The 14809-nt window shown below is 71.3% G+C and carries 23 protein-coding genes; 22 read left to right on the plus strand and 1 reads right to left on the minus strand.

All coding sequences use genetic code 11. The features are described 5' to 3' along the window. The first annotated feature begins 19 nt into the window (after positions 1 to 19). The 3 genes from AMK24_RS33920 to AMK24_RS11190 are packed head-to-tail and all read left to right on the plus strand — an operon-like array spanning position 20 to position 850. Complete coding sequence (locus AMK24_RS33920; protein ID WP_073767616.1) at positions 20 to 373, plus strand: hypothetical protein; 354 nt, start codon at positions 20 to 22, stop codon at positions 371 to 373. A gap of 3 nt (positions 374 to 376) precedes the next feature. After that, positions 377 to 613, plus strand: coding sequence for a hypothetical protein (locus AMK24_RS11185; protein ID WP_073767619.1), 237 nt, complete (start codon positions 377 to 379; stop codon positions 611 to 613). 51 nt (positions 614 to 664) lie between these two features. Continuing rightward, complete coding sequence (locus AMK24_RS11190; RefSeq protein WP_073767621.1) at positions 665 to 850, plus strand: hypothetical protein; 186 nt, start codon at positions 665 to 667, stop codon at positions 848 to 850. A 67-nt stretch (positions 851 to 917) separates the two neighbouring features. Here AMK24_RS11190 and AMK24_RS33665 read toward each other — a convergent pair whose 3' ends face one another. Beyond that, positions 918 to 1484, minus strand: a complete 567-nt coding sequence (locus tag AMK24_RS33665) for an FxLYD domain-containing protein (RefSeq protein ID WP_073767624.1) — start codon at positions 1482 to 1484, stop codon at positions 918 to 920. Between the two features lie 267 nt (positions 1485 to 1751). Between AMK24_RS33665 and AMK24_RS11200 the strand changes: the two genes are divergently transcribed. From AMK24_RS11200 to AMK24_RS11280, 19 genes are all read left to right on the plus strand, one after another. Beyond that, positions 1752 to 2543 (plus strand): hypothetical protein, encoded by a 792-nt coding sequence (locus AMK24_RS11200; RefSeq protein WP_073767627.1) that lies wholly within the window; start codon positions 1752 to 1754, stop codon positions 2541 to 2543. A gap of 4 nt (positions 2544 to 2547) precedes the next feature. Next, positions 2548 to 2697, plus strand: a complete 150-nt coding sequence (locus tag AMK24_RS34205; protein WP_199876414.1) for a hypothetical protein — start codon at positions 2548 to 2550, stop codon at positions 2695 to 2697. 9 nt (positions 2698 to 2706) lie between these two features. Further along, positions 2707 to 3228, plus strand: coding sequence for a hypothetical protein (locus AMK24_RS11205; RefSeq protein WP_073767630.1), 522 nt, complete (start codon positions 2707 to 2709; stop codon positions 3226 to 3228). Between the two features lie 447 nt (positions 3229 to 3675). Beyond that, positions 3676 to 3921, plus strand: coding sequence for a hypothetical protein (locus AMK24_RS11210; protein WP_143203702.1), 246 nt, complete (start codon positions 3676 to 3678; stop codon positions 3919 to 3921). 320 nt (positions 3922 to 4241) lie between these two features. After that, a complete protein-coding gene (locus AMK24_RS11215; RefSeq protein WP_073767634.1) occupies positions 4242 to 4736 on the plus strand; it encodes a hypothetical protein in 495 nt (164 codons plus the stop codon). Then, complete coding sequence (locus AMK24_RS11220; RefSeq protein ID WP_073767636.1) at positions 4733 to 6082, plus strand: phage terminase large subunit family protein; 1350 nt, start codon at positions 4733 to 4735, stop codon at positions 6080 to 6082. Before AMK24_RS11215 ends, AMK24_RS11220 begins: the two co-directional genes overlap by 4 nt. 9 nt (positions 6083 to 6091) lie before the next feature. Beyond that, entirely contained in the window at positions 6092 to 8416 is a 2325-nt protein-coding gene (locus tag AMK24_RS11225; RefSeq protein WP_073767638.1) for a phage portal protein, read from the plus strand. A 2-nt stretch (positions 8417 to 8418) separates the two neighbouring features. After that, positions 8419 to 8598, plus strand: coding sequence for a hypothetical protein (locus AMK24_RS11230; RefSeq protein ID WP_073767640.1), 180 nt, complete (start codon positions 8419 to 8421; stop codon positions 8596 to 8598). Between the two features lies 1 nt (position 8599). Further along, positions 8600 to 8941, plus strand: coding sequence for a hypothetical protein (locus AMK24_RS11235; RefSeq protein ID WP_073767642.1), 342 nt, complete (start codon positions 8600 to 8602; stop codon positions 8939 to 8941). Beyond that, positions 8938 to 9555: an HK97 family phage prohead protease gene (locus AMK24_RS11240; protein WP_073767644.1), complete on the plus strand. Its 618-nt coding sequence runs from the start codon at positions 8938 to 8940 to the stop codon at positions 9553 to 9555. The genes AMK24_RS11235 and AMK24_RS11240 overlap by 4 nt, the downstream gene beginning before the upstream one ends. Continuing rightward, the gene (locus AMK24_RS35155; RefSeq protein ID WP_274535069.1) at positions 9555 to 9689 is read left to right on the plus strand and encodes a hypothetical protein; all 135 of its coding nucleotides are present in this window, start codon (positions 9555 to 9557) and stop codon (positions 9687 to 9689) included. Before AMK24_RS11240 ends, AMK24_RS35155 begins: the two co-directional genes overlap by 1 nt. A 203-nt stretch (positions 9690 to 9892) precedes the next feature. Further along, positions 9893 to 11116 carry a phage major capsid protein gene (locus AMK24_RS11245; RefSeq protein WP_073767646.1) on the plus strand — a complete coding sequence of 408 codons (1224 nt, stop codon included), beginning with the start codon at positions 9893 to 9895 and terminating at the stop codon, positions 11114 to 11116. 39 nt (positions 11117 to 11155) lie between these two features. After that, a complete protein-coding gene (locus tag AMK24_RS11250; RefSeq protein WP_073767648.1) occupies positions 11156 to 11440 on the plus strand; it encodes a hypothetical protein in 285 nt (94 codons plus the stop codon). A gap of 3 nt (positions 11441 to 11443) precedes the next feature. Beyond that, the gene (locus AMK24_RS11255) at positions 11444 to 12124 is read left to right on the plus strand and encodes a hypothetical protein (RefSeq protein WP_073767650.1); all 681 of its coding nucleotides are present in this window, start codon (positions 11444 to 11446) and stop codon (positions 12122 to 12124) included. Then, positions 12124 to 12567 carry an HK97 gp10 family phage protein gene (locus AMK24_RS11260; protein ID WP_073767652.1) on the plus strand — a complete coding sequence of 148 codons (444 nt, stop codon included), beginning with the start codon at positions 12124 to 12126 and terminating at the stop codon, positions 12565 to 12567. The genes AMK24_RS11255 and AMK24_RS11260 overlap by 1 nt, the downstream gene beginning before the upstream one ends. Further along, on the plus strand, positions 12567 to 13019 hold the full coding sequence (locus AMK24_RS11265; RefSeq protein ID WP_073767654.1) for a hypothetical protein: 453 nt from the start codon (positions 12567 to 12569) through the stop codon (positions 13017 to 13019). Before AMK24_RS11260 ends, AMK24_RS11265 begins: the two co-directional genes overlap by 1 nt. Beyond that, positions 13016 to 13429 carry a hypothetical protein gene (locus AMK24_RS11270; RefSeq protein WP_073767657.1) on the plus strand — a complete coding sequence of 138 codons (414 nt, stop codon included), beginning with the start codon at positions 13016 to 13018 and terminating at the stop codon, positions 13427 to 13429. The genes AMK24_RS11265 and AMK24_RS11270 overlap by 4 nt, the downstream gene beginning before the upstream one ends. A 45-nt stretch (positions 13430 to 13474) precedes the next feature. Then, positions 13475 to 14041, plus strand: a complete 567-nt coding sequence (locus AMK24_RS11275) for a phage tail protein (protein WP_073767659.1) — start codon at positions 13475 to 13477, stop codon at positions 14039 to 14041. 101 nt (positions 14042 to 14142) lie between these two features. Beyond that, positions 14143 to 14712, plus strand: coding sequence for a hypothetical protein (locus AMK24_RS11280; protein WP_073767661.1), 570 nt, complete (start codon positions 14143 to 14145; stop codon positions 14710 to 14712). Positions 14713 to 14809 lie beyond the last annotated feature (97 nt).

Raw genomic sequence — 14809 nt, forward strand, 5'->3', positions numbered from 1 at the left:
CACACCGAAGGGAACCCACATGCCCACCGACCCCAACCACCGTGCCCTGCTCCGTGCCATCGAGAAGCTGACGACGCAGGTCAGACGCATCGCCGACACCCTCGCCGACGGGACCGCACAGGAGACGTTCGCCCTCGTGCCGCCCGTCGTCACCGACGACGACGGGGCACAGACGACGGGCGACGACGCGACCCGGCCGCAACTGATGGGCGACGGCGTCCCGCTGCCCTGGCCTGCCCCGCCCTACAAGATGTGCTCCGCCTCCACCCAGGGCGCGTTCGGCCGGCTGCTGGGCCCGTGCGTCCTGCGGTACCAGCACGACGGGCCCGTCCACCAGGACGCCAGCGGCACTATGTGGGCAACGAAGGGCTGACCCATGGCCAACGTCCTGCTCCTCGTGGCCTCTGCGGTCATGCTCGGCGTCGCCGGGTGGGCCACCTGGGACAGCCACCGCCACATGCTCCGCGCCGAAGCCGCCGCCCGCCAGGCGCGCGAACACGCCCGCCAGGCACAGGAACACGCCCACGTGGCCCATGCTCACGCTGTCCGGGCCCGCGAGGCTGCGGACCGAGCGCAGGCGGCACGGCATGCCTCGCGCCAGCACGGGAACTAACCCGCGCCGCCCATCGTCCACACCATCACACCAACCGCCACAAGGAGCACCATGAGCAGCCTCAACGAGCACGTCGAGAACAACGCCGATCCGGAGAAGCGCGCCCGCGACGCTCTCCTCGCAGCCATCGCCGCTGACGTCGAGGAGGTCGCCAAGAAGACACAGGTCGACCACCGCACTCCCCGCCTCAAGTCCCTCGCGGAGGCGTACGCCCTCGTCGTACACGGCAACAGCTGATTGACGCAGCACAGACGCCCGTCACCCCGGCCGTGAGCCAGGGGCGACGGGCGTCGTCATGCCGTCGTCAGGACGCGTACCGAGTCACCTTCGTCACCCGGCACTCCACCTTCCCCTCCACCTGGTCAAGGGACTGCGCCTCCGCCTCAACCTCCTGCCCCGCCGCCACGTTGTTCGACGCCGCGAACGCCTCACCCAACCGCTTCCCCGACGCGTTCACGAACTCCACGGACACGATGTAGTTCGACTTCTTGCTGGACCGGTTCGTAATCAGCACGTCCGCCTTCGGCCAGCCCGTCGTACCGTTCACCTCGCACCCGGTGATCTTCACGTCGCCCTCCGGGCCGGACGGCTCCTTCGCCGGGGCGTCCTCCTCCGGCTCCTTCTCCGGCGCGGCGGCCGGCTCCGACACCGTCGTCGCAGGCTTCGACGACGCCTCACCCCCGTCGTCACCGCCCATCGCCACCGCGCCGACGACGCCGATCACCACCAGCAACCCGACGATACCCAGGCACCCCAGGCCCACGATCTTCCCGGCGGACGACTTCTTCGGCGCCGGCGGCTGCCCGCCCCACTGCGGAGGCTGCTGCCCCCACCCCTGCGGCTGCTGGCCCTGCGGATACTGCTGCGACATGGCGTCCCCCTGGGATCTCCGTCTACGTCCGCGCACCGTACGAGACCAGCGGACCCGCCGTCTCCGGAAGTGGCCAACCCGTGACAGACGAGTGACGACGACGTGTCGCTGACGGGCCGTCTGGACGACGACGACACCCGTCGACTAGGCTGCTGCTCGCACCGACACCGATAGCAGCGGTCCGGTCCAACAACCAAAAAAAGCGGGCCCAGACGACACGGATAGCAGCCGTGGTCTGGACCCTAACCACAGGAGTTGCACCCTCCCATGGCTGACCAGCACCTTAGCGTGCCGTCCCCCCGCGACGGCACCCGTCCCCCCTGGTACGCGCGCACCGCGACCACCGTCGGACGCCCCGCCGTCCTCGCGGCCACCCTGATCATGTCGATGCCCGGCGAATACAAGGTCGCCAAGCTCGCTGGCTGGTCCGACCCCTGGGCCTACGGCATGCCGTTCGCCCTCTCCGCCTACGCAGGGATCGCCGCAGTCGTCGCCGCGACCCGCCCCAAGGGCGCCCGCGGCAGGTTCTCCGCCCAGCTCGGCGCCGGGTTCGCGATCATCCTCGCCCTCGCCGCGCAGGTCGTCGCGCACCTCGTGCAGACCGAGCACATGAACGGCAACCAGGCGTGGCTCATCGCCGTTACCTCGATGGTGCCCCCGGCCGTCCTCGCGCACCTGCTGCACCTCGCCGCCACCCCGACGCCCGTCGCGACCCCGTCGACCAGCGTCGACACCCCCGTCGTCGAGCGGGCCGACACCCCCGTCGACCCGGCCCCGGCGGTTGCCCCGCCCATGCCGCAGCAGGCCCCCGCCATCGCGCCCACCCCCGCCCCGGCCCCCGCGCCGATCGTCTACCGCGACCCCCGGTGCATCGTCGTCCGCCCTCTCTACGCCGACGGCACCCGCCCCGGCACCGGCGCCATGCGCGACGCCCTCATCGCCGCCGGCCACGGACGCGTCGGCGACTCCACGATCCGCGGCACCATCCGCGCGGAGATCGAGGAGCACGAGCCGCACCTGGCCCTGCTGCCGCCCGCACTCCACGGTCGCGCCGCATAGCCCAGTGGCCTTCTTCGGCCCGTTCTGCGCGCTCGCAGCTGTCCTCGCGCTGCTCGGTCTCGCCTTCGTGGCTACCGACGACGTCCCGCCCGTCACCGGGACCGTCGCCCTCGTACTCACCCTCGCCGCCCTCGCCGCGGCCCTCCTCCACTGAGGACACCCCATGCAGATGGTCACCTTCGGCGGCGTCACCCTCGGACTGCTGCTCCTCATCTACGCCCTCATCCAGTGGTGGCCCGGCATGAAGCCGCTCCGCAAGGACCCCGCTGGGGCCGCCGCCGCCCTCCTCCCGTTCCTGTTCGCATGGGCCTACGGCGTTCTCGCGATCCTCACCGTCGGCGGCCTCATCGGCTGGATTGCCGACACCACCCTGTGGATCTCCAACTGGTTGGGGGACGCGGCGCTCGTCTGGGGCGTCGGCGGTGAGTCCGGCCAGCGCGGGCCGACCGTCGCCTACCTCCCCCTTACCCAGACCGGCGGAGCCATCGTCCTCCTCCTCACCGCAGTCCTCGTCGCCATCGGGAAGCGAAAGAAGACCCCGGCCGACGTGAAGTCCAGCCTCAAGATGGGCGCCTGGTGCGGCATCTGCCTCGGCACCTCGGCCGGGGTGGCGGGCTTCGCGGCCGTGCCTCTCGCGCAGGCCGCGAACTGGGCGGGTGGCGCGCTGTACGGGCTCGCCGGATGAGCCGCCGGAAGAAGCCCCCTGAGCCTGTCGAGGAGGCCCCGGAGGAGACCGCCCCGAGCCCGTCCCGGGCGGCCGGTGGATGCGTCCTCGCCGCCCTCGCACTCGGCGTCACCGCCGCCCTGTTCGCCGCCCTCGGCACCACCGCCGTCCTCGCCCTGTGGGCAGTCGGCGCGGTCGCCCTACGACGGGCCGCAAGATCCGTGCCCCGTGCAGCTAACCCCGCTCCCCCACCGGTCCCAGAAGGGGCTGGAAACACAAACACGCAGTTCACAGTGGTGGAGGACCGACCCGGCCACTGCACCGTCGTCTGGCAGAAGGAGGGGTCCTGATGGCCCTGGAGAAGCAGATCAGTCTCGGCGGCCTCGCCCGCCGGAACGAGCAGTCTCAGCAGAAGCGGGCCGCCGAGAAGGCCAGCACCAGCACGCCGAAGAAGGGATGATGAACGGCATGGACGACAACCGCGCCGAGGCCGAGCGCCTGGCGAACATCCGCGCCGGGTGGCACCGCTACAAGGCAGCCGAGGCTGACGCGCAGGCCGCCGTCATCCGGCTCACCGACTCGATGCGCCAGCTTGCAACTGCGCTCCAGGAAGGAGCGGATCGCGACCTTGCCGAGCACCCCGACATGGCCGAGCTGAACGTCATGCTCGACGGGTTCTACAGTCCGCCGCCCGCTGTCACACCCCCGCAGTAGCCTGACCCGCATCACACCCGCTGGATCGCGAGCTGGCTGCCGCGCTACGGGACCGAGGCCCCACCCCGAAGGGACAAGCCCATGAACTTGCTTCGCCCGCGAGGCGACACGTTCCTGACCGTTGCGTACTCCTTCATCGCCGTTGCGGGCGCCATCGGCCTCATCGCCCTGGCTGCCTACCTGGCGCGCTGACGCCCACCTGACCGAGGCCCCACCGTCACCCCCGTCGGTGGGGCCTCACCCATGCCCCGCCTCATACACACCTCAAGATCCTGCTACGCCCGAAATCCGTACCCTCCCGGGCAGGAGGAGGTACGGACATGGACGACCCACAGGCACGCCCGCATGGCGGAGACGGCCAGTTCGTGCGCTCCCTCACGACCGCGCAGCGCGACGCCGAGGCCGCCCGTCTCCGTACCCAGGGCTGGACCTACCAGCGCATCGCCGACCACCTCAAGTTCAAGCAGCGCGCCGACGCGTACAACGCCGTGAAGCGCGTCCTCGACGCCACCGTCCGCGAAGCCGGGGAAGACATCCGGGCCCTGGAGCTGGAGCGCCTGGACCGGCTGGAGGCCGCCGCCAACGAGGTGCTGGAGAGACAGCACGTCACCGTGTCCAACGGCCGCGTCGTCTCCCTGAACGACGCACCGCTTCCCGACGACGGGCCGGTCCTCGCCGCGATCGACCGCCTCCTGAAAATCCAGGAGCGTCGCGCCCGGCTCCTCGGCCTGGACGCCCCGGCCAAGGCAGCCATCACCATCAGCCCCGAGCGGGCCGCCGCCCTGGAGCAGCTCGTCGCGGAGCTGGGCGAGTGACCGCGACAACGCTCCGCGAACGCCTCGCTGGGCTCACCGACGCCGAGGCCGACCTGCTGGAGGAGAAGCTCCGGGCCAAGCTCTGGGCGAAGCGGTGGAACGCCTGGACTCCGTACCCCTGGCAGGTCCCCCCGGACGCCATCGAGACGCACGGCATGTGGCTCCAGCTCGGCGGGCGCGGCACCGGGAAGACGGACGGGTGCGCCCGCTACATGGTGAGCCATGTCAACGGGCCCCCGTGCGACGACCGTGTCCCCGGCGGGCACCGCATGGCGATCATCGCCCCCACCCAGGGCGACGCCGTCGAGTCCGCCGTCAACGGGCCCAGCGGGTTGAAGGCCCACGACCCGCGCGTCGTCCTTCGCACCACCACCGGCGGCACCCACGTCCGGTGGCCCAGCGGCGCTGAGGCCAAGCTCTTCGGAGCCCACAGCCCGGACGACGTCGAACGCCTCCGCTCCGGCGGCAACCGCTGCTTGGTGTGGCTGGAGGAGGCCGCCGCCATGCGCCGCCTCGGCCCCGCCCTCACCCACTCCGCCATGGGCCTCCGCGTCGGCCCGAACCCCCACTACATCGCCAGCACGACACCGAAGCCGCGGAAGGAGATCCGCGGCCTTCTCGCCCGCGCCGACGTCATCACCACCAAGGGCCGCACGAGGGACGCCATCCACCTCCCTGAGATGATGCGGACCAAGCTCGTCGCCCAGTACGCCGGCACGCGCCTGGAACGGCAGGAGCTGGACGGGGAGCTGATCGACGACATCGAGGGCGCCCTGTGGTCGTGGGGTCTTCTCGACACCACCCGCGTCGGGGCGGCACCCCCGCTGGCCCGCGTCGTCGTCGCCGTCGACCCGTCTGTGTCCAGTGGCGACGAGTCCGACGAGATGGGCGTCATCGTCGCTGGCCTCGGCGAGCAGTACATCCCCGACCGGAACGGCACGTCGCGTCAGCACGGGTACGTGCTCGATGACCTGTCCGCCCGCATGGCCCCGGTGGAGGCCGCCCGCACCGCGATCCGGGCGTACCACGAGCGGCAGGCCGACGCGATCGTCGCTGAGGTCAACAACGGCGGCGACTGGATCGGCACCGTCATCCGGCAGATCGACCCCACCGTCAACTATCGCACCGTGCACGCCAGCCGCGGCAAGCTCACCCGGGCCGAGCCGGTCGCCTCCCTCTTCGAGCAGGGCGCCGCGCACATCGTCGCGAGCCTCCCCACCCTCGAAGACCAGCTCACCACCTGGGTCGCCGGGGAATCCGACAGCCCCGACCGGCTCGACGCCATGGTGTGGGCCCTCACCCTTTTGCAACTCGCCCCCGCCGGCAACTCGGCCGCGGTCGTCTAGGAGGACCCTGTGGGATACAAGACGGGAGCGATGCGCCGGGCCGCCGAGCGCCGTGCCGCGTACGGCCTGGACGGCCTCCGTGACCGGCACCCGATCACCGTGGCGTCAATCGGCGGACAGCAATCCCTGACGCTCGCCGTGGACGCCGAGGCTCGCGGCTACTCCAACAGCGCGGTGGCGTACCGGTGCGTGGCGGCCATCGCCGACAACGGGTCGTCGGTGCCGCTCGTCGTGCGCCGGCCGGACGGGTCGGAGATCGAAGGCCACCCGGTTGCGCACCTCTTCAACAAGCGGCCCAACCCGCTTATGTCCGCGCGGGTGTTCAAGTCTCTGCTGCTCCAGCAGGGCGAGCTGGCCGGGCAGGCGTTCGTGTGGCTCGACCGCGGCGAGACCGGGCTGGGGCCGGTCACCGAGATGCACATCGTGTTCGACCAAGTGGACGTTGTTGTCGACAAGCCCCTCGCGCAGCGGCCCACGACGGCCGACGTCATCGGGTTCGTGATCCGGCGGGCGGACGGCGTGCAGGTTCCTGTGCTGCCCGAGGAGATGCTCTGGCTCCGCTACCCCCACCCGTTCGACCCCCTGGGTTGCCTGCCTCCCTGGAAGGCCGCGAGGCACGCCGTCGACATGGACGCGTACGCCCGCGAGTGGCAGCGCAACTCGTACAAGAACGGCGGCACCCCGGCCGGGGTCGTGTACGTCGGCGAGATGGGCGACACGGAGTGGTCCAGCACGAAGGCCGCGTGGCGATCGTCGATGCAGGGGCCGCAGAACGCCGGGAAGAATCTCCTGGTGAGGGGCGCGCCGGGTTCGCAGGGGTCCGGCGGCATCGGGTACCAGCGGATCACGCTGACCGCCGAGGAGATGGACTACCTCGAATCGCGGATGGCGAACGGCGCCGAGGTCATGATGGCCTTCGGTGTTCCACACGACTACCTGGCCGCAGGGACAACGTTCGAGAACCGGGCGGCGGCGAAGGCGACCCTGTGGTCGGACACGATCAAGGCGAAGCTGGAGATCATCGGGTCCGAGACCGACCGGACTCTTCTGCCCTCCGACAGCGAAGAGGCCGAGTTCGACCTGAGCGGCGTCGAGGCGCTTCAGGAGGCGCAGGACTCCAAGGCGAACCGGATCCGCGCCCTGACGTACGCGGACATCCCCCTCATCGACGAGGCACGCGCAGAGGTCGGTCTGGACCCGCTGCCGAACGGGATGGGCCAGCACACCCTCACCGCGTACCGGGCGCAGTTCGCCCCGGTGCAGGGCGCGCCGGGCGGTGACGAGGCCCGGTCGTGGGACGCGGACTTCTCCCGTCTGCTGCCGTTGTCGCCGGACGTCGGCCCCGTCGTCGAGCGGGCGGTGGAGGCGGCGTTGGCCCGGCTGCTGGGTGCGGTCCCGCCGCAGGTCGACGGGCCGTCGGTGCCGCGTCGTCGGGAGCTGACGCGTGTGGGCGACGACGCCCCGTCGCCTCCGTCGCTGGCGGAGATCAACGCCGCGTACGACGAGTTGGAGGCGGCCGGGGTCCGGGCGGTACGGGCGCTCGCGCGGGAGCAGCAGGCGCGGGTGCTGCGGGACTTCGACCGGCTGATGAAGAAGCCCCAGCGGTCCGGCGAGTGGCTGACGGAGGTGCGTGCCGAGGCGTGCGCCCTGGCCCGCGAGCAGCAGCTCACCCTCGCTCCGCCGGACCTGGACGTGGTGCCGGCCGCGCGGGCGACGGACATGGACGTCGCGATGGGGCCGGACGGGTGGGAGGAGCGGATCCGAGTGCGGGACCTGTTCGACGGCGGGTACTGGCGGCGGGCGACGCGGGCGGCGTTGCGGCCGTTCGTGGAGCGGGCGTGGCGGCGCGGCGGGGTGGCGATCAGCCCGTCGTTCGACCTGGATGAGCCTGCCGTGGCTGATGCGCTGCGGGACCGGATCGACGAGTTGGCGGGGCAGGTGACGGCGACGACGGAGCAGGTGCTCCGCAGCCAGCTGCTGGCGCACGGTGTGGCCGAGGGCGAGTCGGTGCCCGAGCTGCGGGCCCGGATCCAGCGGGTGTTCACCAACCTCGGCGACTTCCGGGCGACGATGATCGCGCGGACGGAGACGGTGGGCGGGTACAGCGCGGCGTCGCACATGGCGGCGCTGGACCAGGGCGCGACCCGGAAGACGTGGGTGTCGACCGACGACAAGCGGACCCGCCGCACCCACCGCGCGGCGCAGGGCTCCACCGTGGCCATGAACCGCCGCTTCCCGCTCACCGAGTCCCGGTGGCCTGCCGACCCGGCCGCGCCCGCCAACCAGTCCATCCAGTGCCGATGCGCGCTGACCTTCGAGTTCGAGGAGAACTGACCATGGCCGCCCGCTACACCCCCTGCCCCAGCGGCAAGCACCGCCTCCACCCGAACATGACGTGCGAGGAGGTAGGCGACCGCCAGTGGGACCTGATCACCGGGTACCGCACGGAGGAAGAGATGGCCGCCAACCCGACCCAGTTCACCGGCCTCATCGGCCTGGCCGAGAGGGAGAACTGACGTGGCCACTCTGCTGCGGGGCGAGGTCCCCGTGATCCTCCAGCCCGCCGGGACCGCCCAGTACAAGGGGGCGTACTGCCCGCCGGGCGTTCCCTTCCGCGAGGTCAGGCGCGGCCCGTACGACGGGCGGGACAACATCATGGCCCGCCCCGACCCGGACGGCGAGCTGCCGAAGGTCATGACGTTCGGGAACGGGGCGGTCGTCTACGAGTACGACGGCAAGGACACCCGGGGCCGGGCGGTGTACCGGTACGCGCCGCTCCTGTCCCCGTCCCACCGCGCCGTGATGGACGGCGTGGCCGAGGTGTACGCCGACAACGCGCGTAAGGGAGAGCAGCGATGAGCACCGAGCTGGAGTTCCGGTCCCTGGAGGACATCGACTGGCGGGTCGGGGAGGACGGTGACGGCACGTTCGAGGGCCTCGCCTGCCGCTACGGCGTCATCGACTCCTACGGCACCACCTTTCACCCGCGCGCCTTCCGCAAGGGCCTCAAGGGGAACTACGCCCTGCTGTTCATGCACAGCCCGTACCAGCCCGTCGGAACGTTCAGCGCTGAGGAGCGCGACGACGGGCTGTACATCAGCGGCCGGTACGACGACACCACGGCCGGGCGCGACGCCCGCACCATGGCCCGCTCCGGGTCCGCCTCCGAGCTGTCCGTGGGGTTCGTGCGTACGGACCTCCCCCCGTGGGAGAAGCTCGCCGAGATGAGCGACGAGGACCGCGAGGCCACCCTCGCGAACATCAAGGGCGCGCGCCTCGTGGAGGTCTCCCAGATCACCGCCCGCATGGCGGCCGTCCCCGGCAGCAAGCTCAAGACGGTCCGGTCGGCTCTCGGAGACCTGTACGAGCAGGTCGACGCCCCGACCCTGCCCGAGCCCGCCGCGCCCCCGGCCGACGACCGGCGGATGGCTGACCGCCGCCGCCGGGCCGCGCTGCTGCGTCTGGGGTCCTGATGCCGGGCAAGCGCGGGTTCCGCAGCAAGGCCCAGTGGCGCATGGCGTTCGCTCGGAAGATGCCCTGGGCCCGCCGCTGGGCCAACCGGTCCCGCTCCTACCGGTCGCTGCCGCCCCGCCGACGACGCAGGTAGACGCCCGCCCGACATCCTCATACACACCTCCCCCGCACGCCTCTTGCATTCGATCTACGCTCCCCCCATCTGATCCGGGCCGCCTGAACCGGACGTAAAAGCCACAGGCACGCCGGGCGCGACCCACCGGCCGTGAAAGACGGGCGCAGGACACCCAACCGCTGGGTGGGCTGCGAGCCCGCCCCACGACCGAGGAGGCCCTGATGCCCCCGGCACCCACCCTCACCGAGCAGCGCGACGCCATCGTTGCCCAGCTCCAGGACGAGAACTTCGACGGCGACATCGACCAGCTCCTCCAGCAGGCCGACGAGATCGCCGCCCGCATCGACCAGGCCCAGCAGCGCGACGCCCGCCTGCGGGCCCTGCGCTCCGCGACCCTCCCCGCCGGCGACCCGCAGCCGCAGCCCGGCCAGCGGCACCAGCCCGGCATGCAGCCCGACGACCAGGGCCAGCCCCATCCCGTGTCGGCAGCCGAGGCGTTCGTCCGGTCGAAGGCCCTGGAGTCGTTCCGGGCCAACGGCAAGCAGGGCAAGTTCGCCGTCGAGCACCGGGCCGCGCCCGTGGGGACCGTCACCACGGGTACCCAGCCGCAGCAGAACACCCGCGTGCCGGGGACCATCCCGAACAACCCCGACTTTCCGCTCCTGGTGGCCAGCCTTCTGGACCGGCAGACGTCGGACGGCACGACTCTGGAGTACATGCGGGACACGTCCGGCCCGCAGTCCACGTGGAACAAGGCGGCGGTCGTTGCCGAAGGTGCGGACAAGCCCATGTCCGGGCCGTTCACCTTCGACCTGATCACCACCACTCTCAAGACCGTCGCGCACTGGGTGCCGATCACCCGCCAGGCTGCGGACGACAACTCCCAGCTCATGGGCTACATCAACGGGCGGCTGACGTACGGCCTGGAGTACAAGCTCGACCGGGAGATTCTCACCGGCAACGGCACCACGCAGATGCAGGGGATCCTCACCACCCCGGGCATCGGCACGTACCAGCCCGGTGTCGGCTCCACCGACGTCAAGCTGATCACGGTCCGCAAGGCGAAGACGCAGGGCGAGCTGGCGATGTACCCGCCGACCGCCGTCGTCATGAACCCCATGGACTGGCAGGACATCGAGCTCGACGAGGACAACAACGGCCAGTTCCGCGTCATCGCGAACGTCACCGACCCCGGCGCCCCGACACGACTGTGGGGCCTGACCGTCGTCACCACCGTCGCGATGACGGCCGGCACCGCGCTGCTGGGCGGCTTCCGGACCGGGGCGACGCTGTGGGAGCGGCAGGGGATCACGATCCTCATGACCGACTCGCACGCCGACTACTTCACCGCGAACACCCTGGTCATCCTCGCCGAGCGCCGGGCCAACGTCGCGGTCCACACTCCGCAGGCGTTCGTCCGCATCACGTTCGCTCCGGCGACCTGATCCCCATCCCCTGACCGCACTCACGTGAGGAGTGGCCCGATGGCCGCACGCACATCGAAGGACCCGGCCGAGCAGACCCCGCCAGCCGCGATGGTCCGGACGCAGGAGTACAGCGCGGGTACCGGCTGGGAGATCGGCCAGACCGCACCGGAGGACGCCTACCGGGCGCTCGACGGCGACGGCCACAACACGCCGACCGGCCCAGTCGTCTCGTCCCACCCGGGCGGGTACGCCCGCCTGATCGTCGCGAAGGGCGCCCAGGTCACCGACGGAGTCCGCCGTGAGCTGGACGCCGCCGAGGCCGAGCAGGACGGCGGGGCCTGACCGATGGCCTACTGCTCCCTGGCCCAGGCGCGCGACGCGGGATGCACCGGCGAGGACGCCGAGGTTGCCGCGTGGATCAGCGCTGCCACGGAGCGAATCACCGCCTACACCCAGCAACTGTTCGAGCCCACTGTGGCGGTGGTGGTAGCGGACGTGGCGCCGGACGGGACAGTCCTACTCCCGCGCCACGTCCGCTCGGTCACGTCGGTGACGCCCGTCGTCGCTGGTGACGACGCCCCGTCGCTCCCGTCGTCGGCGTACCGGGTCACGTCGGCCGATGTGCTCGGCGGTGTGGACGCGGTGCACCTGCGGTGGGGCGGCTACGACGATCTGGTCGTCGGGGCCGAGTCGTACAACGGCGGGTGGCGTGGGCTGTTCGACCGGTGGGGAGCCGAGCAGGCCCGGGTGGTCGGGGAGTTCGGGTACGCGACCGTGCCTGTCCTGGTGGCTCGGGCGTGCGCCCTCCTCGCCGCGCACATCCAGGCCGCCGCTGCCCCGTCCGACGCGGACAGCACGGCCGCCCCTGGGCTCGACGTGGACGACGAGGGCAACAACGTGAAGATCGAGGACACCGCCGACGAGGAGACGACGCCCGTCGCCCCGTCGGCGTCCACCGGATCGACGCAGGTAGACGCCCTGCTGGTCAGCTACCTCAACCGCACGTCGCTGATCGGCGGTATCTGATGGCCGTCAGCGGCAGCTTCACCATGGACGCGCGCCAGTTCGAAACCGGGCTGCGCCGCTGGGTCGGCCGGCTCAGCACCGAATCGAAGCGCGCGGGCGACCGCACCGGCACCCGCGTCCAGAACGAAGCTCGGCGCCGAGCCCCGGTCGACACCGGCCGACTCCGGTCCTCCATCGTGTCCCGGTCCGAGGACCGCGGGCGGATCTACGACGTCACCATCGGCACCAACGTGGGCTACGCCGAGGCAGTCGAGAACGGCACTGGGCCGCACCGCATCTACCCCCGTACGAAGCAGGCGTTGTACTGGCCGGGGGCCGCGCACCCGGTGGCGTACGTCGACCACCCGGGCACCGCTCCGCACCCGTTCCTGGCCCCGGCCATCGCGATGGCCGAGCAATTCCTGCGCGAGGAGCTGGCCCGTGCCGGACGGAGGGTTCGCTGATGGCCGCCACCACGTCCGGTGCGATCAAGGCCCGGCTGGAGTCCCTCGGCACCTCCGTGCCCTTCTTCCGCGACGGGCCGCGCGAGGGCCAGGCACCCCCCTATGGCGTCATCACCGAGGCCGTCGACATCACTCTTGACACCGAGGCCAACGGAGACTTCGGTGACCCGGCGGCCGAAATCAACATCATCGAGACCGCGACCGTCGACATCGTGCAGAACGCCCGTGCCAAGAGCAGTGCCACGACCGCCCGAAACACCGAGCGGTACGGCCTAGTGGAGCTGTTCGCGCACGCCCTTCACGGGCATCCGCTGCCCGATCACCCGGCCAAGGTCACTGCCGTGAAGGCCACCGAGATCGACCGGTTCCCCATCAGCAACAACCGCACCCGGTCGTCGATCAAGGTGCAAATCCGCCGCGAATTGCTCCGCGAGGAGGTAACCCCCGCATGACGACGCCCGTCGATCCCCCGGTGGACCCCACGGACCCGACCGACCCCGTGGAGCCCGAGCCGCCCGTGGAGCCGGAACCGCCTGCGGTCACGGTCACCGTGTTCGCCCTCCCCCGCGAGGACGTCATGTCCTACCTCGGCCCCTCCTGGCCACCCACCCCCGGGTCCACCGTCGTCCGCATCGACCCCGGCGCCGGGATCACCGACGGCGGCGTCAGCGTCTACGACACCCCTGGCCGGCCCGGCATCACCTGGTGGCTCGTCGATGGGGTGATCCCACCCCAGGGCGCGTGGGTCGGCGGGGACGTGCTGGCCGCGCAGATCCCCGGGGCGGTCGCCGAGTACATCCCGGTCCCGGAGCCGGAGTCCCCGCCGGGAGGCGGTGCGTGGTCCGTCAGCAGCACCGAGTAGCCCACACCGCCCGGGCCGAACCCCGGCACCAGGAAGGAACAGACCATGCCGATCAGCCGAGTGACCAAGCTCTACTCCGTGCAGGACGCGAAGATCTCGCCCCTGACCTCCGACCCGTCCGGCGGGCCCGCCGTGTATGGGACGAGCATCGACGTGCCGGGCATCCAGGAGATGTCCATCTCCGGGGAGATCGAGGTGAAGACCCTCCGCGGCGACAACGTGAAGTTGGCGACGAACAGCGCGATCACGAACGTGGAGGTCGCGGTCACCCACGCCAAGATGTCGCTCGACGTGCTCGTCGCGATCCTCGGCGGTGCGGTCACGGACAGCGGCACGGGTGCGACCGAGGCGTCTACGTGGGATCTGACCGGCGCGAACGCGACCCTGCCCCCGTTCAAGTTGGAGGGCGTGACCCCGCCGAACGGTGTCGACATCGTCGGCGGGGACCTCCACTGGGTCCTCCACAAGCTGAGCCTGTCGGCGTTCCCCGACCTCGGCTTCGCGAACGAGGACTACCGCATCGTCAGCTTCACGGCGAGCGCGGACCCGCTCATCGCCAACGGCAAGTGGATCTCGGCTGTCCTCAACAAGACCGCCACCGCCATCGCCTGACCCCAGCTCCCGGGCGGGCGCGGACCTCCGTCTACGCCGCCGCCCGCCCGGGCCCATACCTCCCGCAGGCCGAAACCCGGCACTCACCCAGGAGACCCATCGTGACCAGCCCCGCACCCCTGACCGCGCTCGGTCGCACCGTGACCTTCGTCGACGGCACCACCGCCCAACTCCGTTACTCGCTGGGCGCGATCGCCCTGCTGGAGCAGCGGTACGGCGGCATCGACGGCGTCCTCGGCATTTTCGAGAAGCTCGACGGCGGCGGCCGGTCCGGCGTCGTCATCGGCCCGATGCTGGAGCTGATCGGAGCCGGGCTCACTGGCAGCGGGGGGTTCGTGCCGCACTTCACCGAGCGGGTGTCCACCGTGCGGGAGGAAACCCCCGACGGCCGCAAGACCAGTAGGGATGTGCGTGAGGTCACCGCCGTGCGGTACGTCCGTGCGAGCGACCGCCGCGAGCTGGGTGACCTTCTCGACTTCTCGAACTTCGAGCAGCTCACCGACGCCATGACGCAGGCGTTCGCGGAGGCCTTCCCCCAGGGGGAAGAGGCGGCCCCGGCGGGGCCGTACACCGACGTGGAACTGACGGTCCCGGACACCTTCCGTGGGACGAGCTCTACTACCTCGGCACCGTCCCCCTCGGCCGCACAGACGCCGCCTTCTGGCACCTGACCCTCGCGCAGCTCCTCACGCTTGCCGACCAGCACCGGCACGCCGCAGGCACCGCCGGAGCCACCACACAGCCCGACACCGCAGGCCCCGGTGTCCT

Origin of the sequence: Streptomyces sp. CB02366 (assembly GCF_001905905.1) — a bacterium.
Classification (GTDB): Bacteria; Actinomycetota; Actinomycetes; order Streptomycetales; family Streptomycetaceae; genus Streptomyces.

Excerpts from the sequence above, each read along its gene's own strand:
- AMK24_RS11185 (WP_073767619.1), top strand. The coding sequence starts at position 377 with ATGGCCAACGTCCTGCTCCTCGTGGCCTCTGCGGTCATGCTCGGCGTC.
- AMK24_RS11200 (WP_073767627.1), top strand. The coding sequence starts at position 1,752 with ATGGCTGACCAGCACCTTAGCGTGCCGTCCCCCCGCGACGGCACCCGT.
- AMK24_RS11270 (WP_073767657.1), top strand. The coding sequence starts at position 13,016 with ATGACGACGCCCGTCGATCCCCCGGTGGACCCCACGGACCCGACCGAC.
- AMK24_RS11275 (WP_073767659.1), top strand. The coding sequence starts at position 13,475 with ATGCCGATCAGCCGAGTGACCAAGCTCTACTCCGTGCAGGACGCGAAG.
- AMK24_RS11260 (WP_073767652.1), top strand. The coding sequence starts at position 12,124 with ATGGCCGTCAGCGGCAGCTTCACCATGGACGCGCGCCAGTTCGAAACC.
- AMK24_RS33665 (WP_073767624.1), bottom strand. The coding sequence starts at position 1,484 with ATGTCGCAGCAGTATCCGCAGGGCCAGCAGCCGCAGGGGTGGGGGCAG.
- AMK24_RS11210 (WP_143203702.1), top strand. The coding sequence starts at position 3,676 with ATGGACGACAACCGCGCCGAGGCCGAGCGCCTGGCGAACATCCGCGCC.
- AMK24_RS11240 (WP_073767644.1), top strand. The coding sequence starts at position 8,938 with ATGAGCACCGAGCTGGAGTTCCGGTCCCTGGAGGACATCGACTGGCGG.
- AMK24_RS11255 (WP_073767650.1), top strand. The coding sequence starts at position 11,444 with ATGGCCTACTGCTCCCTGGCCCAGGCGCGCGACGCGGGATGCACCGGC.
- AMK24_RS33920 (WP_073767616.1), top strand. The coding sequence starts at position 20 with ATGCCCACCGACCCCAACCACCGTGCCCTGCTCCGTGCCATCGAGAAG.
- AMK24_RS11265 (WP_073767654.1), top strand. The coding sequence starts at position 12,567 with ATGGCCGCCACCACGTCCGGTGCGATCAAGGCCCGGCTGGAGTCCCTC.
- AMK24_RS11205 (WP_073767630.1), top strand. The coding sequence starts at position 2,707 with ATGCAGATGGTCACCTTCGGCGGCGTCACCCTCGGACTGCTGCTCCTC.
- AMK24_RS11190 (WP_073767621.1), top strand. The coding sequence starts at position 665 with ATGAGCAGCCTCAACGAGCACGTCGAGAACAACGCCGATCCGGAGAAG.
- AMK24_RS11245 (WP_073767646.1), top strand. The coding sequence starts at position 9,893 with ATGCCCCCGGCACCCACCCTCACCGAGCAGCGCGACGCCATCGTTGCC.
- AMK24_RS11250 (WP_073767648.1), top strand. The coding sequence starts at position 11,156 with ATGGCCGCACGCACATCGAAGGACCCGGCCGAGCAGACCCCGCCAGCC.
- AMK24_RS11215 (WP_073767634.1), top strand. The coding sequence starts at position 4,242 with ATGGACGACCCACAGGCACGCCCGCATGGCGGAGACGGCCAGTTCGTG.
- AMK24_RS11230 (WP_073767640.1), top strand. The coding sequence starts at position 8,419 with ATGGCCGCCCGCTACACCCCCTGCCCCAGCGGCAAGCACCGCCTCCAC.
- AMK24_RS35155 (WP_274535069.1), top strand. The coding sequence starts at position 9,555 with ATGCCGGGCAAGCGCGGGTTCCGCAGCAAGGCCCAGTGGCGCATGGCG.